This window comes from Aminiphilus circumscriptus DSM 16581, from assembly GCF_000526375.1.
GTDB classification, from domain to species: domain Bacteria; phylum Synergistota; class Synergistia; order Synergistales; family Aminiphilaceae; genus Aminiphilus; species Aminiphilus circumscriptus.
In genome coordinates this window covers 640,025-663,273 of record NZ_JAFY01000007.1, presented here as the reverse complement: position 1 = coordinate 663,273, position 23,249 = coordinate 640,025, and the positions used below count along the sequence as shown (strand labels likewise).

Here is a 23,249-nt window from a genome sequence, read left to right as displayed (position 1 = left end):
GACTAGGCCCCCTTCACGACAGACATTTTTTCTTCGGCAAGTGTTCGGACCTGGCGGGAATGGTACATGGAACGGAGCGTTGCTACAAAAACCTCCCGAATGAGTCGGAGATCTCGGAGCGTAAAGTCCACATTCATGAGTTGTTCTTCCCGAAGTTTCGAATCCATCACATCCTGAACAGTGCGTTCCAGATCGCGAACATCGGTGATACTGCCACCGGCGGCGCGCACGGCGGCCTCCACGGAGTCGGCGAACATGACGAGTCCCGTCTCTTTTGATTGAGGTCGAGGACCGGGGTAACAAAACTGTTCCCTCGGAACCGTATCGCCTTTGCTGACGGCCTTGCGGTAGAAATAGGACAGGCACGTCGTGCCGTGATGTTCCAGAATGAATCGTTTCACGAGTGCGGGCAAGTGATATTCACCGGCGAGTTCGTAACCGTCCCGCACGTGGGAGATGATGACGAGCGAAGAAAGAGAGGGGGCCATTCCATCGTGGGCATTTTCTCCGTACATTTGATTTTCGACAAAAAAATGCGGTCGTCGGAGCTTGCCGATGTCGTGATAGTATGCACCGGCTTTCACGAGGAGACTGTTCAGTCCAAGCCTATCCGCAGCAGCCTCTGCAAGCGTTCCAACCATCAGAGTATGGTGATATGTTCCGGGAGCCTCGATCTGAAGACGCTTAAGAAGCGGGCTGGAAGGATGACTTAGCTCTATCAGGCGAAGCGGCGAAAGAACGTCGAAGAGATTTTCCCAGAAAGGGAGTGTGGCAAGCACGAAAGCACTGAGGAAAGCACTTGCTCCGACAAAACGGAGAAAAAATTCCAGGGAAAACGTCTCCCGGTTGCTCCAAAAGATGAACAGTTCGATACAGGAAGCGAGTATTCCCAACAGAAACAGTTCCCGCCAGAGCTGTACCCGGTTCTGGATCTGATGAAATCGGAAGTAGCCTATGCCACTCACCACTGCGGAGACCATGACGATAAGAGCCATCTGGTTCAGCGACATGCCCGCTGCAACGAGCGCGCCCAGGGCACTTCCGCCGAGGGCGAGATGAAAGGCGAATCCCGCCGGCAAGGTAAGATACGTCCATCCTGCAAGGGCAAGCGAACTGAGACCGCCGACTCGAAAATAGACCGCAGCGATTTCTATGACCCACGCGAGAGCAAGTAGAAGGAGAACATAAAGCCATTGTTTCACATTCTCCGGGCTTCCCCTGGACTCGGGGAGTCCGGAGGAAAGCCAGAAGCTCCACAAAAACGCGACGACCACTGTGAGCAACAGGTGTCGATAGGGAAAGGCGGATTCGGTGTACCCCTGCGCCTTGAGAAGACTCGCCGTGAAAGGAGTGATGCGCTCCCCTTTCTCAACGATGACATCACCCACCAAGAGCGTTCTCTCGATGGGTTGTACCGAGTCCTCCATCTCTCGACGGAGCTTCCAGGTGAGATTGAGATCCTTCTGTTGCGTATGGAGCAGCAACTGATCCAGGACTTGGTAAACGACATTTTTCTCCGGCCATTCCAAATCCGACTCATCCAGCCTGTCCCAGATCAGCGTGGCCCGCTGTTCTTCCTGGAACGTCTCGTTGAGGAGCGCCATGCCGATTCGCCGTATTTCCTCCAGAATCTTTCCTCTCCGAGTCTCGTTGAGGGACTCCAGCACGTCGATCAGAGAAGGGGAGAGAATCTGCAGAAGCGATTCCCTGTTGACGGAAATCGCCTCGAGGTTGTGCAGCGCATCATTGAGGAGACGGGGGTTCTGGACGAAGACACCGACAACGCGCTCGGAAATTCTCTTTTTCATTGCCTCCGTGGTGACGGCATCGAAATAACGCATTGAATTTACGGCGAGAAACGTTCTCGGTGCGGGAGAACCAACGGTGAAGCCGTAGCGGCTTCCCTCGAGACGCCAATTCAGAATCGAGAGAAGAGCCGCCAGAAGCACGATCATACTCCTCACGGCCCAAAGCACGCTCGTTTTTCGCTTCAGGGAAGGCGCAAAATCTCCGCCTCGGTTATGTCCGTTCTTGTCTTTGTTGTTCGTAGTTTTCATAGGCCTGCACAATCCGCTGCACGATTTCGTGGCGAACCACATCGCAATTGGTGAGCATACAGAAGTCGATACCTGCGATGTCCCTCAAAATTCTCTGCACGCTGACGAGTCCGGACTCCTTCCCTTGAGGAAGGTCCACCTGGGTGATGTCGCCTGTGACAACCGCCTTGGAGCCGAACCCCATGCGCGTGAGAAACATCTTCATCTGCTCCGGCGTGGTGTTCTGCGCTTCATCGAGAATGATGAAACTGTCGTTCAGCGTTCTCCCGCGCATGTAGGCGAGCGGTGCTATTTCGATGACGTTCTTTTCCACGTAGCGATGAAATTTTTCCGGAGAAAGAAGTTCATAGAATGCATCATAGAGAGGACGAAGGTACGGTTCGATTTTCTCTTTCAGGTCGCCCGGGAGAAATCCAAGGCTCTCGCCCGCTTCAACGGCAGGCCGGACAAGGACGATACGGTTCACCATCTGAGCCTTCAGAGCCGCCACGGCCACGGCCACGGCGAGGTAGGTTTTCCCCGTCCCCGCCGGTCCGATTGCGAATGTCACGTGATTCTCGGCAATGACCCGGATGTACCGCTTCTGACCGAGCGTTCGGGGGCGCACAGGCTTTCCCCGGGCGGAAAAGCAGATGATATCGTCCAGGAGCGACGCAATGTCCGGGGCCTCTCCCTGGGCGAGGACATCCATGGCGTAGCGGATCTCCGAAGGAGTGATCCGCTGTCCTTTGGAAGCCGCAAGAAACAGCTCCTGCACAAGCTCCGCCACCATTCTCACCACATCCGCGTCGGGGCCCTGGACAAGAATCTGTTCGCCTCGCGAAACGAGGCGAACAGGATAGCGTTCCTCAATGAGCCGGAGGTTCTCGTCGTTTTGTCCAAGAAAACGAGTGAGAACCTCCTTCGTTGCGGAGGTGGTCCAGAGAAACGAACCATTTTGCTGGACGATGTCGGTGACCGTGCTGGCGCTCAAGAGAACGAATTCCCCCTACTCTCGCGTCACTGTCATGATTTCCGGGATTTCCTGCTTCAACACAGCCTCGACTTGCCGCCTGAGCGTTTCCTGGGCAAAAGGACATCCTCCGCACGCTCCGGTGAGCCGGACAGTGACCTGTCCGGCCGCATCGTCAAAGCCCACGAAGTCGATATCCCCACCATGACTCTGCAATGCGGGACGGATTTTCGCCCCAATGACTTCAAGAATTTTCTCCGTTGTCGTCACGTTGTTTTTCCTCCCCGAGTTGCTTTTCTATTGATTCCATGTGTGTTTAGAAAATGTTTCCTGATATTCCGCATCCAGGTTCGCTACACCGGATAAACGGCGTTCTCCACGGTTCGTTCGAATCCAAGATCGCGTTTCATTTCCCTCGCGTATTTCAACATGAGAAAGTCTTTCGCCACAGAAGGGAAAAGAACATAGCTCAACACGTCCTCTGGCTGCAAAACGAAGGGAGCGATGATTTCTCGCGCGGCGGCCATCTCCGGTTCGAGCTTTTCTCCGGGGCGACAGGTGATGGGGATTTCTTCGCCGATGACGAGTTTTTCGATTTCAGGGTCCACCGCTGCGGGAGGGCGTCCGTAATAGCCGAGAAAATACATTTTCACTTCCTTGGGAACGACCTTCCATCGTTTTCCTACGAGGACGTTCACCGTCGCCTGGGTTCCCACGATCTGGCTCGTGGGAGTCACAAGGGGAGGATAACCCATTTCCTTCCGCACGAGAGGCACTTCCCTGAGCACGTCGTCAAGCTTGTCCAGCGCGTTTTGTTCCTTGAGCTGGCTCACCAAATTAGAATACATGCCTCCGGGAATCTGGTAGAGAAGGACGTTCACGTCCACACCCTGGAGTCCCATGATAAGCTTGCTGTACTTCTGTTGCATTTCTTTGAAGTACTTCGAAACCGGAACAAGTTTCTCCAGGGTGATACCCGTATCGAGTCGGCCTCCGCTAAGGGCGGCGACCATTGTCTCGGTGGCCGGCTGACTGGTGCCCATGGCAAAAGGCGAGATGGCACAGTCCACCACATCTGCCCCGGCCTCGAGACCGGCCAGGTAAGCCATTGCAGCCATCCCACTCGTATAGTGACTGTGAAGCTGCAGGGGAAGCCCCGTCTTGGCCTTGATGGCACTCACGAGCCGCGCCGCATCCACAGGGCTGATGAGGCCGGCCATATCCTTTATGCAGAGGGAGTCTGCACCCATCTGCTGCAACGCGACGGATTGTTCGGTGAATCTCTCCAGGGAGTGGAACGGAGAGATAGTGTAGGAAAGGCAAAGCTGCAGGTGCGCACCTTCCTTTTTCACCTGGTCCGCGGCAATCTCCATGTTTCTGAGGTCGTTCAAAGCGTCGAAGATGCGGATGATGTCGAGGCCGTTTCCGACAGCCCGCTTGACGAACTCCCGAACGGTATCGTCCGCATAATGTCGGTACCCGACGAGATTCTGGCCACGGAGGAGCATCTGGAGCTTCGTCTTCTTGAAGCGCTTGCGGAGCATCCGCAACCTCTCCCAGGGATCCTCGTCGAGAAAGCGCATGCATGTGTCAAACGTTGCGCCTCCCCACACTTCAAGAGAGTGATATCCAACCTCATCCATCAGTTCCGCCACGGGGAGCATATCCTCCGTACGCAACCGTGTGGCCATGATGGATTGGTGAGCGTCACGCAGTGCAGTCTCCGTAATGCCCTTTTTCTGCGAATTCCGAACAGCGGGTTCTGGCGTTGCAGTCTTTCCTGTTCCCTCGTTCTTGTCTCTCTGTGCCTCTCGTTTTCTTGCGTCGTATCGTGGAATCCCGTTCTTGTTATACTCCAACCATCTTCCCTCCCAACTGAGTTCCCTGCGATTCGTCAACCCACATGCTGTTTCGCACGTTGCCAGAGGCTTTCCAGATCTTCGAGCGAGTAGTTTTTCCACGAACCGCCTTCTTGCGCCACCGCCTGTTCCATGCGCATAAAACGGCGGACAAACTTGTCGTTCGCCTTCTGAAGAACCATCTCGGCGTTGAACCCAAGATGCCGACCAAAGTTTACCACAGCGAAAAGGAGATCTCCCAGCTCTTCCTCTATCTCCCCGGTTTTTCCATTCCTGAAGGCGGCCAAAAGCTCTTCCGCTTCCTCACGGACTTTTTCGAGAACGGGTTCGGGGTCACCTTCGGGCCAGTCGAAACCGACTTTCGCTGCTCGTTCCTGGATCTGAAATGCCCTCAAGGCCGCAGGCAACCCCTGAGGGATTCCGGCGAGAACGGAAGCGTTGCGTTTGGAGGCTCTTCGTTCACTCGCCTTGATACTCTCCCAGTTCCGGCTCACCTCCGCACTGTCTTCCACGGTCAGCTCGCCAAACACGTGAGGATGACGACGCACCAGTTTTTCCCCGATATGACGTGCCACATCCTCTATGGTGAAAAGCCCTTTCTCTTTGGCGATCTGCGCGATGAACACAACTTGGAGAAGGACATCGCCACATTCCTCGAGAACACCCCGAACGTCTTCTCCGTCAATGGCATCGATGAGTTCGTATGCCTCCTCGACGAGATAGGGGCGCAGCGTTTTCCAGGACTGCTCGCTGTCCCAGGGACAGCCCCCGGGAGATCTCAGTTTCTCCATGATGGCGACGAGTTCGTAAAATGTACCGTCGCCACCAGTCATTTCGTTCATTTTCCGTCCCTCCCCTGTCCACTCCCATGTATCTTGCACATTGGCAAGTCATCATGCCTTGTCGTTCCCTGAGCTTCAGGCGCCGGATAGTTTCTCCAAACAAGCTTCCAGATCGAGAACGCCCTTGGGAGCTCCCGGTCCTTCGAGTTCCCCCGCCCTTCGCTTCCATCCTCTGAGTTCCGATGCCAGGCAGTCCACCGCCTCCGGATTTCCGGAGACGCTCGTCCGTTCACGGGACGAACGGACGTATTGTACCCCGAACCGAGTGCCCAGTACACGAACCTTCGCCAGGGCAAAGAGAACGCCAACGCTCTCCGGAAAAGAACCGAAACGGTCTTTGGTCTCTTCCTCGAGCGCGGAGAGATCGGACACATCTCCCGCACGGAGAAGTCGCCGATAGAGAGTGATGCGAACGCCTTCCTGGGGGATGTAGGAAGCGGGAATGCCCGGATAGTCGATCATTTCCACGCGGGTTTCTCCCTGCTCGATACCTCGGATACGGGCTATATGTTTCTCTAGCAGTGAGCAATATAGATGAAACCCGATCCGTTCGATGTGACCGTGCTGCGCAGGTCCGAACAGGTCCCCGCCGCCTCGGATCTGCAAATCCTTTTCCGCAAGCTGGTATCCCATACCCAAGGCGTCGAGGCTTCCTATGGCGTCAAGACGTTCCGTCGATTCCCTGGTCATGGCGATACCCTCGGGATGGAGAAAGAAAGCGAAGGCCTGTTCGTTTCTGCGACCGACCCTACCGCGCAACTGATAGAGCTGGGCCAAACCGAAATCCTGGGCATTGTCCACGATGAGGGTGTTGGCTCTCGGCATGTCGAGTCCGCTCTCAATAATGGTTGTGCACACGAGAATGTCCGCCTCGCCTTCCGCGAAGGCAAGCATGGTCTGTTCGAGTTCCCGATCGGGCATCCTGCCGTGTGCTACGAGAAAGCGTGCCTCCGGGAGAAGGTTACGCAGATGTCGAACGCACCTAGTGATGGTGCTTATCCGGTTGTGCACGAAAAAGACCTGCCCGCCTCGCGCAAGCTCACGAAGAATCACTTTTTTCACGAGGTCATCATTCCAGGGACTCACGATGGAAATCACGGGATGCCTAAAACGCGGTGGCGTGGTAATGAGCGAAATGCTCCGCAGGTTCTGCAGCGAAAGTTGCAGTGTTCTCGGAATGGGCGTGGCAGACAAGGTCAGAACATCCACGCAAGGGTAACGCTCTTTCAGGTTTTCCTTGTGCAATACGCCGAACCGATGTTCTTCGTCGATGACGAGGAGACCGAGATCCTTAAAGACAAGATCCTTGAGGAAAAGTCGATGAGTTCCGATGAGAATATCCACCTGGCCCTTGCGGACACCTTCGACGATCCGGCGCCCCTGGGCAGCGCCAACAAATCGGGAGAGGCAGGCCACGGAGACCGGAAATGCCTGAAAACGCGAGGTGAACGTGGCAAAGTGCTGTTGGGCCAAGACCGTGGTAGGCACGAGCACGGCCACCTGCTTTCCAGATTCCACGGCCTTCATTGCAGCCCGCAATGCCACCTCGGTCTTGCCGAATCCAACGTCACCCACAACGAGACGATCCATGCACAGAGGACTCTCCATGTCCCTCTTCACGTCCCGGATGGCCTTGAGCTGATCCGCCGTTTCGTCGAAGGGAAACGCCCGCTCGAAACGGGAGAGCATTTCTCCGTCGGGAGGAAACGAAAACCCCTTCGCGAACTCGCGTTCCGCGTAGATGCGCACAAGTTGTTCCGCCGCTTCGCGCGTTCTTTCTCTCGCCCGCTCCAGGGCCTTTTTCCACGTGCTCCCCTTGAGAGAATCGAGACGTGGAGGAGTTTCTCCCGAAAAGGCGTGGGAGGTAATTCGGGGAAAATGAGTCATCGGAACCAAGAGGCGTTTTTCGTTGGCGAACTCTAAAACCATATATTCCTGGGCATTGTCTCCGCTCCCGAGAGCCTGCATGCCCCGATAAACAGCGACACCGTATTCCTCGTGAATGACGAATTCTCCGGGAAGAAGGCGATCCTTCCATTCCCGTGGAACACTGTACCAGGCGTTCCGACGGAGTGTTGGGGAGACACCGGACAACTCCGTATCCGTCAGAACGACAAAGGCGTTTTCGTCATCCACAAATCCTCTCGAGAGAGGCTTCCTCCGTATTTCGAGCCCCCGCTCCTTCGCCCATTCCAGAACAATTTCCGAGGCCGAATAGACATGTATCCGCATGGCGTGTTCTCTCCATGCTGCAACCTGCACCTCTACGTCGTCCCATCTTCCACGGAAGGACGGCACTTCCCGAACGCGCCAGCGAAGATCACCCTGTCCGAGTATTCTGGAGAGACGAAGACGCCGGAAAGAACTTAGGCGTAAATAGACACTTTGCCACGTGGGAAGAGGCGGCAGTTGGACCTGCTCTCGAAGCCCGTCCCAAAGCCACAGGTAGGACTCTCCCTGTTTTTCAAGTTCCTTGGGCTCCACAAAGAGAACAGAGAGGTCGGAGGGAAGTTCGGAGAAGAGAGACTGGTGCTCCGCCGACGTTGAGGAAATTCCCTGGAGGAAGACAGAGGAAAGGTTTGCAACACTCCGCTGATCTTCGGGAGAAAAGTGGCGCAGGCTCTCCAGAGTGTCGTCGAACAGTTCTATGCGAACGGGAAATCTCTGTATTGGGTCGAATACGTCGATAATGCTCCCCCGCAGGGCAATCTGCCCGGGAGCCCACACCAGATCGACCCGTCGGTACCCTTCACCCAAGAGCCACTGCAAGAACTCTTCGCGATCTACAGTGTGTCCGACATGGAGTTCCCATTGGGATTCTCCGAAAAGAACCGGGCCCATAAGGCTTCCCGGTGTGGCCGCCAGGAACCCACCTTTCCTCCTCCATGTGCGCAGCAACTCGCCGCGTTGCACAAGAAAGGGACGATTCGTCGCTCCCTCCGTTGTCAGAGGAAGTTCCCGAAGATCAAAGACGGGAACATCCTCGAAAAGCGTTTCTCTGTCCTCGCAGAAATGCCCCTGCAAGCGGCTATCCGGAAGCACCACAAGGCACGCAACATTATTCGGACCGCACATCCAGGAAAGTGCCGCGTCCGCTACCGGCGCGTGAACGGAAACGCCTTTCGACCAACAGACGGCATCGAGCGAAAAAAGATCCTTCGGCGAACCGCCACGAAGACTGGACCCGTGCATCGTTGCGTCCGGGTTCTCTCAGAAAGACATCGTGGCGAGGATGACCTCGCCACGATCAAGGGAAAAGGACATCGAACCTTCGTGCATGTGTCCCTCTCAGACAAGCCTTCTCTGCATTTTCATTTCGGCGGATGAGCGTTGATGGTGCTCATCGCCTTTTCGAACCCCTTCTCGATCAGGAATTCCACCGCATCCGCCCCTTTGAGGATGAACGAAGAAAGTTCCTTGCTCTCGTCCGGACGAAATCGTTCCGTGACATACGAAACAAGGTTCGCTCCCGGAGGGAGAGGCCCCACTCCCATACGCAGTCTGGGAACATTGAGAGTTTTCAATGCCCCGAGAACCGAGGCCATGCCGTTGTGCCCTCCGGCGGATCCTCTTTCGCGAAGGCGCAATGTCCCGAAGGGCAATGCAACGTCGTCGAAGACGACGAGAAGTTTCTCCAACGGAAGCCGAAGGTAGCCTATAAGCTCACCCACAGCTTTGCCGCTCAAGTTCATGTAGGTCATGGGCTTGAAAAGCAAGACGCCTTCCCCGTGAAGTGTTCCCTTCCAAAGCGCTCCATGATGCCGTAATTGCGGCGCACCGAAATGGTGTCGGGAAACAAGCTCGTCCACAACCATCCATCCGGCGTTGTGTCTCGTGAAGGCATACTCGATTCCCGGATTGCCCAATCCTGCGACAACCCACACGAGAGATTATTCCTCTCTGGCTTTGCCCTTCTGTACGACCTCGACTTCCATGCTCCCCGGGGTTCCAGGCGCAGTCTCCTCCTCAACCCTGGGTTCCACGACAAGCACAAGGACTTCGTTTGGATCCGTCAACAGGGAAGCGCTTTCCGGCAACGCACACTGTTTCGCGGAAATGCTCTTGCCAAGCTGCAATTGTGCCACATCCACCTCGATGGCATCGGGAATTTCCCGGGGAAGAACCTCGATTTCCACTTCGCGGGCAACGACTTCCAGCACGCCCCCCGCCTTGACGCCCACACAACTTTCCTTGTTGACGAGCACCACGGGAACGACGACGCGCACCTTCTGTCCCTTGAGCATTTGGTAAAAATCGACATGAAGGATATGGTCCGTCAGCGGATCACGCTGCAGATCCCGGATGAGCGCCATTTCCACTTTCCCATCGGGCATGGTTGCGTCGATACGCAAAGTTTCCCAGTGGGAATGGCGGAGTTGCATCATGAAAGGCCGCTCCTCCAGTTTCACGGGAAGTCCCTCGGGGTAGTCGTGTCCATAGAACACGGCAGGAAGATAGCCGATCTTGCGAAGCTTTTTGTTCGTTTCTTTCCCGGTCGTTTCCCGGGTTTCCAGGTTGAGGGAGACAAAATTGGACATTGGGTTTTCCTCCTTATTTCTCGTATGTCTCTTGCCCTACGGCGCTGCAGGTGATCGACCCGCCGCTACCGGAACAAAATGCTGACGGAATGGTCGGAATGGATTCTGCTGATTGCCTCCGCCACGAGAGACGCGATGGAAAGCTGGATAATCTTATCCAACTTCTTCTCCGGTGGCAACGGTATGGTGTTCGTGAAAACGACCTGGTGGATGGGGGAATTTTTCAAGCGTTCCACCGCCGGTCCCGAAAGCACGCCATGGGTGGCACAAGCAAAAACCTTTTCAGCGCCTCTTTCCAGCAATGCCTGAGTGGCCTGTACCAGTGTTCCGGCCGTGTCCACAATGTCGTCCACCAGCACGACCACTTTATCTTTCACGTGTCCGATAATCTCGAGAACTTCGCAGTAGTTCGCCACCTCGTGGGAACGTCTTTTGTCGACAATGGCCAGGTCTGCGTTGAGGTGCAACGCAAACTGGCGGGCACGCACAACTCCTCCGATATCCGGGGAGACAACGACGACGCGATCCTCGCTCAAAGCGTCCCGGAGTGTTTCCTTGAAATAGGAGGAAAGGAGCGGGATCCCCGTAAGATGATCCACGGGAATATCGAAAAAACCCTGAATCTGTCCCGCGTGAAGATCTGTGGCCACAAGTCTGTGCGCTCCCGCAGTCTGTATAAGGTTTGCCACGAGTTTTGCCGTGATAGGCTCCCGTGCCTTGGTTTTCCTGTCCTGGCGAGCATAGCCGAAATAGGGGGTGACAACATTCACACGATAAGCGGATGCTCGTTTGAGGGCGTCCACCATGATGAGAAGTTCCATCAGATTTTCGTTCGTCGGGGAACAGACGGGCTGAATGACGAACACATCGGCCCCGCGGACGCTTTCTTCAATGGAAACTCCTATTTCTCCGTCGGAAAAACGAAAAATCTTCGAAGCGGCCACGGGAACCCGCAAATGGTCCCCAACTTCCTGTGCAAAGGCGGGGTTTGCGGAACCGGTGAGGATTTTTAGCTCCCTCAGGCGTGTGACCATCAGCTTTTACCTCCTTCCGTGGCGTCGTTTTCAGACGATCCTGCTTTGCGCGCTCTCCATCCCGGAATGTTTCGCTGACGAGCTCTGCCGATGGCCAAAGCCCCCGCGGGGACATCTTCAGTGATGACCGACCCTGCGCCTGTCATGGCTCCTTCGCCCAGTTCGACGGGAGCGACGAGCATGGTGTCACTCCCAATAAAACAGTCGTCACCGATGATGGTCCTGTTCTTTTTCACACCGTCGTAGTTGCAGGTGATGGTACCGGCTCCGATGTTCGTCCCTGCCCCCACGTGCGCGTCGCCGATGTAGGAAAGATGAGGCACTTTTGCATCGTCTCCGATGTCGCTCTTTTTGATTTCCACAAATTTGCCCACTAAGGCGCGATCCCGTATGGTCGTGTCATCCCGGAGAAACGCAAAGGGGCCTATGCGGGAATTCCCCTCGACGCGGCTATCCTGAATGACTACGTATGCCACAAGAGTACAGCATTTTCCCAACTCCGAATCCCGAACCACGGAGCCCGTACCGATTCGGCTTCCCGCTCCGATGTGCGTCTTCCCCAAAATCTGGACGTTCGGCTCGATGAGAAGATCCTCCGCAAGCGTCACTTTCGGCCCGATCCACACCGACGCAGGATCGACACAACGGACACCTCTCCGCATCCATGCACCGAGTATACGGTCGCGAAGGCGTCGCTCCGCATCCGCCAACTGCACGGGGTCGTTGACGCCGAAAAGGTCCTGGGGAATGGGCCAGCAAACCATCACTACCGGGAGCTGTGTCGCACCAAGACGATCCACCACATCCGTAAGGTAGTACTCGTTCTGGGCATTGTCCGGGCTTATCAGGGCAAGTTCCTTCTCAAGAAGAGCGGTGTCGAAGACATAGATTCCACTGTTCACGTCCCGGATCGCCTTTTCTTCCGGAAGAGCGTCCTTTTCCTCGACAATCCGTATCCGCCCATTCTTTTCTACGACACGTCCATATCCTGTCGGATCTTCGAGACGCATAGTGAGAAATGTGCACGCCGCGTTTCTGGAGATGTGTTCCCGGCAAAGGGAAGTCAACGCTTCCGGAGGAAGAAGAGGCAAATCACCGGGAAGCACGAGAAGATGACGAAACTGTTTCCACCAATCCTGCGCGACTGAAACAGCATGACCGGTTCCGCGTTGTTCTTCCTGGTGAATGCCCGTCACTTCCGGAAACGCGTTTTCCAGAAAGGCACACACACGGGAAGCTCCGTGTCCAAAAACGACACCACAGCTTTCCAATCCCGCTCCGCGGACCGCAGCAAGAGGATAGGAAAGCAACGCTTCTCCCAAAAGCGGTAAAAGAACCTTTGGGGTGTCGCTTTTCATTCTCGTTCCCTTTCCGGCAGCCAAAACAAGAGCGGCGATGTCCGGAAAGTCTTTTTCTCTCATATGCCATACCCCCATTTCAGTGTGGGGTTTTTTCTTCCGTAACAACGTTGTTAGCACACGACAACAAAAGCGCCATGCGCACACCTCGGCCCACAAAAAAAGAGGGGCCAATCCACACGGAGCCCCACGTTGCCGCCACAAAAAGACATTTCCGGAAAAAGCACCGGAATGGCTGGGGTGGCTGGATTCGAACCAGCGGTGGAGGATCCAAAGTCCCCTGCCTTACCACTTGGCTACACCCCAACACAAGCGGTAGCAATTATATCCACAACACGCGCGCCTGTGTCAAGTCCGTTGCGGAGAAATTCTTCGAGGCGTTTTGCATCAACCTGAAACACTTGCAAAAGTACTCGATAATGCGTATGATGTCAAAAAGAAAAACTTGGCATACAGGAGGTGCACCATGTGGGCCATAGAGGAAGGGATTCAGCGCCTTAAGTCGAGCGGGGGCAAGATCACGGCTCAGCGCATCGCCATTTTGAAGCTCCTGGCCGGAAGAAAGGATCACCCCTCGGCAGACGTCATCTGCAACGAACTCCGGCAATTTTTCCCCACGATTTCCTATGCGACGATCTACGGTACAGCAGAGTTGCTCGCGGATTTGGGCCTCATCAATATTCTCACGATCGACGACAAACGGATCCTTTTCGATCCGGAAACGGCGTTCCATGCACATTTTCGCTGTACCAACTGTGGTGTCATCATAGACGTTCCTTTCGATGCGGGGAACATAGGAGCCTTTTTCCCCCATCTCCATCACAAGGTCGAGAACTCGCAGGTGTACCTCTATGGAACATGCGAGCAATGTCTTTTGGGTGATACGGCACAGAAAGGCACACATCTTTCCATTCATTGACGCCAGCGGAAATGTTGGATCACCCCCGGACGAAAGCCCGAAAAGAGCGTTCTCTGCAAAATACGGGATTTTCTTGTTTGTGATTGTCTGTCAATGCTTTACAATGAGGTCCGGCTATCCCGCCGGCCCTCTTTTTTTGCGAAAAGATCGATCGTTGCATCGGGAATCACATGAGGAAATTCGAATGTTTTTGATGGGAGCAGAGAACATGTCACAATTCGTAGCCGTCGCTGTAATGTTATATGGTCCTTTCCTCTGGTGTCACGCAAGAAAAGAAGCCTATGAACAATATGGCCTTGTTCCCCGTTGCTCCCGGCGTATGTGCGGGGAAGTCGCCTTGGTGTGTGTGATGACGTTGGCACCTCTCACGGTGATCGCCCTCCATTGGCCAGGGCAGGATTTGCCTAGACACGTCGCTTTTTCCGCCTTCCTCGCTCAATTCGCAGCAGGCTCCATGGCGGCAATCACGGAAGAAATCTTTTTCCGGGGATGGCTTCAGACGCTTTTTGTCCCCTTTCTGAGTCGAACGACGCGTGTGGTGACGGTTGCCGCTCTCTTCGCTCTCTCACACATGTTGTTTCGGCCGGATCCCTTTTTTCTCACGACATTCTTTCCCGGCCTGATCATGGGAGCGCTTCGGGAACGCCACGGAAATATTTTCCCCGGCATGCTCTTTCATGGTCTCGGCAACCTCTGGTCGATCTGGTTTTTCCCCTTGCCATGACGTCTCCTCGTGCGAAAAAGCCATGAGCCCGACAAAACATGTCAGCATCATCTCGGATGATTCAAAGTTCCGAATCCTCCTCGTGTCGGCACTGAAAAACAGCGGCATTTCATGTCACGAGGGACAAAGTTTGACAGAACTCTCGCTCAGCTCGCAGGAGATGCCCGAGTCGTGCGACGCGGTCCTCTTTCCATGGCGCGGGGACACGGAAGAAGATTACGGCCAGATCATTGCAGCGATCAAGCTCAACGATGCCTTTGCCTCCGCTCGTTTTTTCGGTTTCAGTGAGGAGTGGCGCACGCTGCGTGCTCGAGTGCGAGCGCGCATGCAAGGTCTCGACGATCTCCTCGCTCTTCCTCCGAATCTCGAACAAGTTCTCCAAATTCTTTCGCCCAAAAGCCACGATGCCGAGCAACCGCAGGAAAACGCCGAAACTACGGCGGAAGTACCGACAAAAACGCTTCCAAGCGGAGAAAAAAAACCTGAAAATCGCTCCGAGACGAAACACTCTTCCGGCTCTCCGAGAGTTCTTGTTGTCGATGACGCATCGGTCATTCGCGTAGGTCTTCGTCATCTTTTGGAAAAAATAGGCTGCGTCGTTTTCGAGGCCGAAAATGGCGCGGAGGGGTTGCGCTTCATTCGATCCCAGGTTCCGCCGAATCTTGTTCTCACGGATCTTATCATGCCCGAAATGGACGGTTTTCGTCTTATGGCCCGAGTTCGGGAACTCCCTGGGGGAAAAGATATCCCTTTCATCGTCGTCTCCGGTTATGGAGATAAGGAAAAATTGATCCAAGCCTTGCGTTTCGGTGCGGTTGATTTTATCGTGAAACCTTTTCGCCCTGAAGTTGTGAAGCTCAAAACGCAACGTGCGCTGCACCGTTTTGGGTATTTTGCGCCAAACACGTGAAAAACGACTGCCAGCGTTCTCACGCCGGCAGTCGTTTTTCACGTGCGTGCGAAACCGAGTTTCATTATTCCACGGTAACGCTTTTCGCGAGGTTCCTCGGCTGATCGATTTCGCATCCGCGCAGGACTGCCGCGTGATAGGCAAACAACTGCAACGGAACAACCGCCAGAAATGGAACAAATTCTTCATCCGTCCAAGGAATCCAGAGAATGTCCTCCACGTGATGGGGCAGGAGAGCATCGCCGTCGGTCCCTACGGCGATGATGGCACTGTGTCGTGCCTTCGCCTCCTGTATGTTCGAGAGTGTTTTTTCGTAAAGACTGTTTCTGGGTACAATCACAAGGACAGGAACGTCCGGCTCCAGTAATGCGATTGGGCCGTGTTTCATCTCGCCTGCCGCGTAGGCTTCTGCATGGATGTAGGAAATTTCCTTGAGCTTGAGCGCGCCTTCGAGAGCGACGGGATACGTGTTGCCTCTTCCGAGATAGAGGAAATTACGTTTTTCCGCATATTTCCGTGCAATTTCCTTGATGGCATCCTGTCTGTTGAGAACAATTTCAACTTTATAGGGAAGGTGGAGCAGCTCTTCCGCAAGGCGTTTCGCTTCCGCGGCGGACAACGTTCTCCTCGCCTCGCCGAGAAAGAGTGCGAGAAGATACAGTGCCACCATCTGCCCCATGAAGGTTTTTGTGGCGGCAACACCGATCTCGGGCCCTGCTTTTAGCAGAAGCACATCGTGCACTTCCCTCGCCAGCGTGGAACCTCGGACGTTTGTGATCGCCAGACAGTGCGCACCTTCGCTGCGAGCTTTCCTTTGGGCTGCAAGCGTGTCTGCCGTCTCTCCCGACTGGGAGACGAACACCGCCAGCGTGCTGGGATCCGCCTTCATCCTGCGATAACGATATTCCGAGGCGACGTCCACAACGATATGACAGTCCGTCCATTGTTCCAATGCCCTTTGGGCCACAAGGGAGGCGTAGTAGGACGTTCCGCAGGCGACGATGTGCACATTCTTCCACGAGTTGATTTTGGAGGCATCCCAGTCGAGATCGTTCGAGAGATCGATACGCCCCTCGGTGATGCGTCCCTTCAGCGTAGAACGAAACACCGCTCCTTGCTCGTTGATCTCCTTCAGCATGTAGTGGGGATATCCGTCCTTTTCAGACATGGAGACGTCCCAATCGACGATCGCAACATCCCGGCACACTTCCTCGCCACACTCGTTCCATATTTCCACGCCCTTCGTGCACACTCTAGCGGTGTCTCCCTCTTCGAGGTAGACCACGTTTTTCGTGTAGGGAAGGAGTGCCGACACATCGGAGGCACAAAAACATTCCTCGACCCCAAGGCCGAGAACCAGAGGTGAGCCGCGACGCACGCAGTAGAAACACTCTGGTTCCTGAGCGTCGATGATGGCTAGGGCGAAAGAACCGTTCAGCCGCTGCTGCAGCAGCGTAAGAGCGGTGGGCATGTCATCCGTCTCGGCGCGAAGGTGCGCGAGAAGCTGTACGATCACTTCCGTATCCGTTTGAGAAAAGAAGCAAACACCCTTGGCGTGAAGCTCTTCCTGAAGATCGAGATAGTTCTCGATGATTCCATTGTGAACCAGAGCAAAACGTCCCGCTCCATCCGCATGAGGATGTGCGTTCGTCACCGTCACGCCGCCATGGGTAGCCCATCTCGTGTGTCCGATTCCCTGACACCCCGTGAGATTTCTCCCCCTCGCGACCTGTTCGAGGTCCGAGACCTTTCCGACTTCCTTGACGATCTCCAAACCCTTTTCCGTCCGTACCGCCAAACCGGCGGAATCATATCCACGGTACTCAACCCGTCGTAGTCCATCCAAAAGGACCTCGGCGGCCTTGCGAAAACCTACGTAGCCAACGATTCCACACACTTCGCACAACATCCTCTCACAACACAACGGAAACAAGGAGGATGATCCGGCTTTTGTCGCGAAAATCACTTTTCGCATTTGTACCGGATCTTGCTGGGCTCCTCCCGAGCCCACGGGGACATCCGCCGAAAATTCGATTCTTCCCCGACCTCGTCAGCCTGCAAGTCCTGAGGACAAGACGGGCTCAGGCGCTTGACACGCACAGCGTGGAAACAGAAAAATAAAAATTTTTACGCTTTACTCCTTATCGGACATTCCCCCCTTCTTCGAGCGCCGACAGAACGATCTGCCTTGTCTCGGGATCTTCCATGGCCATGATCGTCGTGGCTCGAAGCCACCCGGCTTTGGTACCGCAATCGAGGCGTTTTCCCCGATAGACGAATCCCCAGACGGATTCCTTGTCGAGAAGAGCCCGAATTGCGTCGGTGAGTTGGTACTCTCCGCCCGCCCCAGGGTTCAGGTCGTGCAGTTCTCGAAAAATCCCGGGCGAAAGGACATAACGCCCCATGATTGCAAGACGACTCGGCGCCTGGGAGAGAGGCGGTTTTTCCACCATGTTCCGTATTCTGTACACTCCCTCTCCTACGGGATCGGCATCCACGATCCCGTAGCGTGACGTGTCCTCAGGTGTGACCTCCTGCAGGGCAAGGACGGAACCACCGAATGTACGGTGTACGGAAATGAGCTGCCCGAGTACGGGTGGTGTTCCGAGCATGACATCGTCGGGAAGAATGACACCGAAGGGTTCGCCTTCACAGACCTGTTCGCCGCAGAGAACCGCGTGCCCCAGCCCGAGAGGTTCACACTGGCGGACATAGGAAAACCTGGCCATATGGCTGATATCTCGAACCATGTCCCTGAGATCGAACTTGTCTCTCGCCTCGAGAAGCTGTTCCAGTTCCCAGGACCTGTCGAAATAGTCTTCGATGGCCCGTTTCCCTCTCCCCGTGACGAACACGATGTCCTTGCAGCCGGAGCGAACAGCTTCTTCGACGCCGTAATGAATGATTGGTTTGTCGATGAGAGGAAGCATTTCTTTGGGAATTTCCTTCGTAGCCGGAAGAAAACGCGTACCGAGCCCGGCTACTGGGAAAAGGCATTTGCTGACCTGCATTTGCGTCGTCATAAACATTCCTCCAATGGCAACCGCAGTTTTCAAGGATGCTGATCGATGTTCCGGGTGCCTCTGCCCTTTGCGGCGGGACTGTTGAAACAACCTTCTCCGATTCACAGCCGCATTCTGTTGACTGTCATCCTGTCTTGTAAGGGATTTTTCTCGCACGTTCGTGAAAGAAAATACAAACGCCGTATTCCTCTCACGATTTCATCGTCATACATAAAAATTTAAGAAATCTCTGAATAAGGCTGCGTCAGCCCCGCAAGGCGCCTCGCAGAGCCTGATGCGACCCGAGTCAAGAGAAAGCGAAAGGCCTTTATTCAGAGCTTTCCTAAAACGCTGCCCGAGAGTCTTCCCGAGAAAATGATTTCCGGAGAGACTCTTTTTTCGGGAAAGGCGTCTCGTTTCATGCAGCAGAAAGAGCAAAAAAAACGGACCGCTCCCAAGGATTCCTTCTATTCGAGAGAATCAATGTGGCGAATGACTTGTTCCACACCGATACAAATGTCCTCCAGCATTCCCTTTTCCTTCGCTTCCACAAGAATACGTACAAAAGGTTCGGTCCCGGAGGATCTGACGAAAACTCTACCCAACCCACGGAGTTTCCGCTCCGCTTGGGAAAGAACGTCCTGAAGGCGCGCATCCTCCATGGTTTTCTTCTTGTCGCGAACCTTGACATTCTTCAGAAGCTGGGGATAACGGTCAAATCGGTCCACAAGGCTGGACACATCCTCGCCAAGTTCGGAAATCGCATGAAGAAAGAGAATACCCGTACAAAGTCCATCGCCTGTGGACACGTGTTCCCCCGAAATGATGTGCCCGGATTGTTCGCCTCCCAGAGCAGATCTCTGGTAACGCATTGTTTCCACCACATACTTGTCGCCGACGGGGCAACGAAAGACGGGAATTCCCTCCAGTGCCAAGTGCTCTTCAAGGGCCATGTTGCTCATCACGGTGGCGACAACACCTGCTCCGAGAGAATTCTTCGCTTTCAGCCAACGAGCCAAAACCCAAAGGAGGATGTCTCCGTCTATAGTTCTCCCGAATTTATCGACGAGCAGGACTCGGTCGGCATCACCGTCCAAGGCGATCCCGAGAGCGGCCCCCTTTTCCTTGACCGATTCCGCAAGATGCGGAAGGTACATGACGCCCACGCCATCGTTGATGTTGAGGCCATCCGGTTTCGCACCGACCAGAGTGACGGGTAGCCGGCATCGTCGGACGAACTCTTCCGCAACGGCAAAGGCTGCACCATGAGCGCAATCGAGGACGAGAGGACTTGCTCCGGATACGTTGATGCCGTTTGCCAGGGAAACGAGCCACTCCACATAGGCGTCCCCGTACCGCTCCGACTCGTGCGTGATCTCTCCAACAGAAGCACCCGTGGGACGCCATTGGTCGAGGAGATGATCCTCCAGGAATTCCTCAATGGTCGCCTCGTCGTCATCACTGAGCTTAAATCCATTCTTGTCAAAGAATTTGAGCCCATTGTATTCAGCGGGGTTGTGTGAGGCACTGATCACCGCACCCCCTTGAACACGCTGGCTTCGAATGGCAAAGCTCACCCCGGGCGTTGGAAGGATTCCAGCGACGCTCGCTTCTGCACCGGCAGAAGTCAAACCCGCCAATACGGCAGCCTCCAGCATTGAACCGGAACGACGCGTGTCCCTTCCCACAATCACGTGGGGACGCGCAAAGCCGTTTTGTGTCAACCACCATACGTAAGCCCTGGAAAGACTCATGGCCATTTCTGGGGTCATGGCACCTCTGTTGGCAACGTCTCTAACACCGTCAGTACCAAAAAGACAGCGTACTTTTCCTGATGCGGTTAACACGACATCTCATCCTTTCTCGGGAGAGAGTTTCAATCAACGATCGCATAGGCAGTAACGTTCGGAGGACGGATCTCCACGATTTCCAACGCTCCGCCTTTACTTCTGGCCCGTACGGGAACGGTGGCCCGCCTTGAAACGAGGTTCGTCACATCCACATAGGCTTCGACTTCCGGAAGATTCTCCAGCGCGGAGGGAAGCCCTTTGACAACAACCTCGACTGTTCCCGGTTCGACTCTCCAGTTCGGATAAATGCTTTTTCCACTGATGCCGACCCGCACTCCGGAAATCATACGGGTTTCACTCTTAGGAGAAATCGTGACACGAATCGTGGCCGAACGAATCGGCAATAACCCTTCATTGTCGTTTCCTACCGGGGGGACGATGTCTATGGAAAAAACTGCTGTCTCCTTCATTCCCGAAATATCGAGGGGCATCAGGTCAATTTGGTCGATCAGATCGAGCTGAGCCGATGGCCCCTGAAGAATCACGGAGGGGGGGTCAACAGTGATGGATGTCACGGAAAAATCGGGATCGACCTCACCGAGAATATGCATTCGCAAAGGAACTTCACGACGTGGAAGATCACGCTTCAAGGTGTAGGAAAAAACAACGCTCTTTGGAATCACCGAAAGATGTTCCACCCGTCCCGAGAGGGGAAGGCGAACAGGAAGTTCCAGAAAACCTTCTCCACGTATCAACTCCTGTGGTGTCGTCACCACGGTCACTTTCTGGATTTTCTGCAGCAGTGCCTCGTCTCCGCGAAGAAGCACTTCCCTCGGATCGAGATCCGACGACTCCAGAGACACTCCCTCCGGGAAAGTTCCCTCCATGTTGAGCGACACGGGGAGTGTTTTTTCGATGAGCCGAAGAACCTGCACTTCCGCGTAAGGAGGTGTCACCGTAGTGATACGTACCCCCGACGGCGCGAGGGACGTCACGGGAAGCGTATGACGTCCTGGGCCGAGATCTCGCAGATCCACCGTGGCGATGAGGTTCTGCGGAGTCATGGCGGCGAGAATATTCCTCGCTCCGGTGACCTGCACGTTGACTTTGTCGGGCGCATCCGAAAGAGTCAAGCCGACTCCGAGATTTCGGTACTCCAGGGAAACCTCGAAGGTCTTCACCGTCTCCGCATTCCGTTCCCCCGCCGCGTAAAGCCAGATTAACACCGCGATGACCACCGAGGCGATCCGAAGAAAAAGCCGCGAGTTGAGCATTGCATCAATGCGCTCAAGCATCCTCATGTTCATTTTCTCCTGACAATTGCTGCAGCAACTCCAGACGAACCCGCTCGAAAAAGGACTGTTTCTCTTTCTTGCCCCGGAAATAAGAGAAGAGAAGTTTCCGTATCTGGGGTTCCTTCATTCCCCTGGAGATGTGACCGTTGATTGCCATCGAGATTTCTCCACGCTCTTCGGAGACGACGAGAGAGATGGCATCGGAAATTTCCGTGACACCCAGCGCCGCTCTGTGCCGTGTTCCGAAGGAACGGGAAAGATCACTCTTTTCCGTTAACGGTAGATAGGAGGCGGCGGCGAGGATCCTGTCCTTGTCGAAAATCGCGGCGCCATCATGAAGTGGGTTGTTCGGCCAAAAGATGGAAACCACTTCTTCCTGGGAAATCTCCGCGTTGAGGCGCACTGCTGAGCGCCAAATGTCCCTGAGTCCCGTTCCTCGCTGGAAGACGAGCAGAGCACCGATCTTTTGGGATTGAAGATATAGCAGAGCCCGTGTCACCTCGTCCGCAAGATGTTCCGCCCGCTCTTCCGCCATGCGGCGCTGCCAGAGATTGCCTCGACCCAATTCTTCCAGAAGGCGGCGTAGCTCAGGTTGAAAGATGATGGGAATCGCGATGAAGACGACTCCCAGGAGTTTGCTCAACAGCCAGGAGAGGGCGCTCAATTGGAGAACTTTCGCCACGGCGGCTATGCCGCCGAGGATGAAGAGTCCCTTCATGAGTTGCATGGCTCTCGTGTCGAGAAGAAGTAACAAAAAACGATAGAGGATGAAACTGATGATGGCGATGTCGAGAACATCCAGCCATCTCACGAGAGAGAACATGTCATTCGCACCTTTTTCGCAAAATCCGCAGAGACCTGCGGTGGTTCATTCGAATCGCTTCACGACATAAGAAGAGGTAGCGGCGGCAAGCATCGCTCCATAGGACATTTCGAAGGAGAGCACCTCTCCGAGCCTGGGTACCGGCATCATATCCTCAACGTCCAGGAGAAGGTGATCACTGGAAGCCCCGAGAACATGAACCCCCCTGTCCGTGGGAAGAAGTCCTTCGGGAACGACATCCTGACGTCCCGCAGCCACAATTGCTCTCAACCGAAGCCCCGGTCCTCGAAAACGGGAACATTGCCGAAGGCATCGGCGCCTATCGTCCCGATGGGAACGCTCGGCTTTCTACGCAGCTCGATGATTTCCGCTTCGAAGAGAATTGCGTTACGATGCATCCCCGGAAGATATCTGTTCCTCGACACATCCCGCCCGAGAAGAATGGCCTCGCCGACCCGGAGGTGATTTATTCCGGCGGGCATGCGCTCCTCCTCGAGAAGATACAGAGAGGACGTACCTCCTCCGGAAACGAACGGCACTGGTGAGGCGAGGAGGTGTTCCAATTCACCTTTGAGTTCCACCAGCCGCGTCAGATTGAGCGGCGTGGGGAGCACGCCGCCGAAACAGCCCAGATTAGTTCCGATGCCGGTGCACTGCACCCACCGGCAACGACGGAGCACCTGGGCGAAACGTTCCATCTCATCAGGCCAGACTCCCTCTCGCAGATCGCCCACATCCACCATGAGGAGAACTTCCAGTTTGCGTCGTCGCTGTTCGCATAACAGGTCCAGCCGTTCGATGGTCTCGATCATGGAGACAAGGGTCCCATTCGCGAACTCGATCACCTCCTTCAGCTCACTGAGCATAGGGATACGAAGAAGATGCACTGGAACGGGAACGTTCGCTTCCTTGAGTCTACGAAGATTCGCCACTCTGCTGTCAAAAAGAGACGCGCATCCCCCTTCGATCATTGCAAATGCCACTTCTGGAGAGCCACACACGCCTTTCGTCACTCCCGCAAGGTGAATGCCGTGTTTCTTGCAGCGCCGCGCCACTTCCCAGGTGTTGCTCCTGATTTTTTCCAGATCGATGCGCAATGTGGGTGCCATGAAAAGGCCTCCTCGGTCAGCATGAGACGTGCCGTCA

Annotated in this window: 20 protein-coding genes and 1 tRNA gene; 3 read left to right on the top strand and 18 right to left on the bottom strand. The window is 54.9% G+C overall.

Annotated elements, in window-relative coordinates; genetic code table 11:
- Nucleotides 1–2 precede the first annotated feature (2 nt).
- From K349_RS0113975 to K349_RS0113920, 11 genes are all read right to left on the bottom strand, one after another.
- Nucleotides 3–1,955: an HD family phosphohydrolase gene (locus K349_RS0113975; RefSeq protein WP_051464380.1), complete on the bottom strand. Its 1,953-nt coding sequence runs from the start codon at nt 1,953–1,955 to the stop codon at nt 3–5.
- A 64-nt stretch (nt 1,956–2,019) separates the two neighbouring features.
- Complete coding sequence (locus K349_RS0113970) at nt 2,020–3,006, bottom strand: PhoH family protein (RefSeq protein WP_034266237.1); 987 nt, start codon at nt 3,004–3,006, stop codon at nt 2,020–2,022.
- Nucleotides 3,007–3,045: 39 nt separating this feature from the next.
- On the bottom strand, nt 3,046–3,279 hold the full coding sequence (locus K349_RS0113965; RefSeq protein ID WP_029166384.1) for a NifU family protein: 234 nt from the start codon (nt 3,277–3,279) through the stop codon (nt 3,046–3,048).
- 83 nt (nt 3,280–3,362) lie between these two features.
- On the bottom strand, nt 3,363–4,739 hold the full coding sequence (locus K349_RS0113960) for a pyruvate carboxylase subunit B (protein WP_034266234.1): 1,377 nt from the start codon (nt 4,737–4,739) through the stop codon (nt 3,363–3,365).
- Nucleotides 4,740–4,903: 164 nt separating this feature from the next.
- Entirely contained in the window at nt 4,904–5,710 is an 807-nt protein-coding gene (gene mazG, locus K349_RS0113955; RefSeq protein ID WP_029166382.1) for a nucleoside triphosphate pyrophosphohydrolase, read from the bottom strand.
- A 75-nt stretch (nt 5,711–5,785) separates the two neighbouring features.
- Entirely contained in the window at nt 5,786–8,902 is a 3,117-nt protein-coding gene (gene mfd / locus K349_RS0113950) for a transcription-repair coupling factor (RefSeq protein ID WP_084460407.1), read from the bottom strand.
- A 119-nt stretch (nt 8,903–9,021) separates the two neighbouring features.
- Nucleotides 9,022–9,594, bottom strand: a complete 573-nt coding sequence (gene pth / locus K349_RS0113940) for an aminoacyl-tRNA hydrolase (protein ID WP_029166379.1) — start codon at nt 9,592–9,594, stop codon at nt 9,022–9,024.
- 6 nt (nt 9,595–9,600) lie between these two features.
- Nucleotides 9,601–10,248 carry a 50S ribosomal protein L25 gene (locus K349_RS0113935; protein WP_029166378.1) on the bottom strand — a complete coding sequence of 216 codons (648 nt, stop codon included), beginning with the start codon at nt 10,246–10,248 and terminating at the stop codon, nt 9,601–9,603.
- A gap of 65 nt (nt 10,249–10,313) precedes the next feature.
- Nucleotides 10,314–11,282, bottom strand: coding sequence for a ribose-phosphate diphosphokinase (locus K349_RS0113930; RefSeq protein WP_029166377.1), 969 nt, complete (start codon nt 11,280–11,282; stop codon nt 10,314–10,316).
- Nucleotides 11,282–12,703, bottom strand: coding sequence for a bifunctional UDP-N-acetylglucosamine diphosphorylase/glucosamine-1-phosphate N-acetyltransferase GlmU (gene glmU / locus K349_RS0113925; protein ID WP_029166376.1), 1,422 nt, complete (start codon nt 12,701–12,703; stop codon nt 11,282–11,284). Before glmU ends, K349_RS0113930 begins: the two co-directional genes overlap by 1 nt.
- Nucleotides 12,704–12,872: 169 nt before the next feature.
- Nucleotides 12,873–12,946, bottom strand: a tRNA-Gln gene (locus K349_RS0113920).
- 160 nt (nt 12,947–13,106) lie between these two features.
- Between K349_RS0113920 and K349_RS0113915 the strand changes: the two genes are divergently transcribed.
- From K349_RS0113915 to K349_RS18250, 3 genes are read left to right on the top strand one after another with little or no spacing between them, the layout of a single operon-like run.
- A complete protein-coding gene (locus K349_RS0113915; RefSeq protein ID WP_029166375.1) occupies nt 13,107–13,559 on the top strand; it encodes a Fur family transcriptional regulator in 453 nt (150 codons plus the stop codon).
- Nucleotides 13,492–14,283 (top strand): Synerg-CTERM system glutamic-type intramembrane protease MrtS, encoded by a 792-nt coding sequence (gene mrtS, locus K349_RS18880; protein ID WP_084460406.1) that lies wholly within the window; start codon nt 13,492–13,494, stop codon nt 14,281–14,283. Before K349_RS0113915 ends, mrtS begins: the two co-directional genes overlap by 68 nt.
- 22 nt (nt 14,284–14,305) lie before the next feature.
- Entirely contained in the window at nt 14,306–15,193 is an 888-nt protein-coding gene (locus K349_RS18250; RefSeq protein WP_029166373.1) for a response regulator, read from the top strand.
- Nucleotides 15,194–15,257: 64 nt separating this feature from the next.
- Here the strand turns inward: K349_RS18250 and glmS are convergent, their stop codons facing one another.
- From glmS to K349_RS17335, 7 genes are all read right to left on the bottom strand, one after another.
- Nucleotides 15,258–17,090, bottom strand: a complete 1,833-nt coding sequence (glmS, locus tag K349_RS0113900) for a glutamine--fructose-6-phosphate transaminase (isomerizing) (RefSeq protein WP_029166372.1) — start codon at nt 17,088–17,090, stop codon at nt 15,258–15,260.
- A gap of 244 nt (nt 17,091–17,334) precedes the next feature.
- Entirely contained in the window at nt 17,335–18,216 is an 882-nt protein-coding gene (gene galU, locus K349_RS0113895; RefSeq protein ID WP_029166371.1) for a UTP--glucose-1-phosphate uridylyltransferase GalU, read from the bottom strand.
- A gap of 446 nt (nt 18,217–18,662) precedes the next feature.
- Nucleotides 18,663–20,042, bottom strand: a complete 1,380-nt coding sequence (gene glmM / locus K349_RS0113885; protein ID WP_029166370.1) for a phosphoglucosamine mutase — start codon at nt 20,040–20,042, stop codon at nt 18,663–18,665.
- A gap of 29 nt (nt 20,043–20,071) precedes the next feature.
- A complete protein-coding gene (locus K349_RS0113880; RefSeq protein ID WP_029166369.1) occupies nt 20,072–21,286 on the bottom strand; it encodes a CdaR family protein in 1,215 nt (404 codons plus the stop codon).
- Nucleotides 21,273–22,103: a diadenylate cyclase CdaA gene (gene cdaA / locus K349_RS0113875; protein WP_029166368.1), complete on the bottom strand. Its 831-nt coding sequence runs from the start codon at nt 22,101–22,103 to the stop codon at nt 21,273–21,275. Before cdaA ends, K349_RS0113880 begins: the two co-directional genes overlap by 14 nt.
- 45 nt (nt 22,104–22,148) lie before the next feature.
- Nucleotides 22,149–22,373: a type III PLP-dependent enzyme domain-containing protein gene (locus tag K349_RS19770; protein ID WP_245588064.1), complete on the bottom strand. Its 225-nt coding sequence runs from the start codon at nt 22,371–22,373 to the stop codon at nt 22,149–22,151.
- Nucleotides 22,370–23,212, bottom strand: a complete 843-nt coding sequence (locus tag K349_RS17335; RefSeq protein ID WP_245588063.1) for an alanine racemase — start codon at nt 23,210–23,212, stop codon at nt 22,370–22,372. The genes K349_RS19770 and K349_RS17335 overlap by 4 nt, the downstream gene beginning before the upstream one ends.
- Between the last annotated feature and the right edge of the window lie 37 nt (nt 23,213–23,249).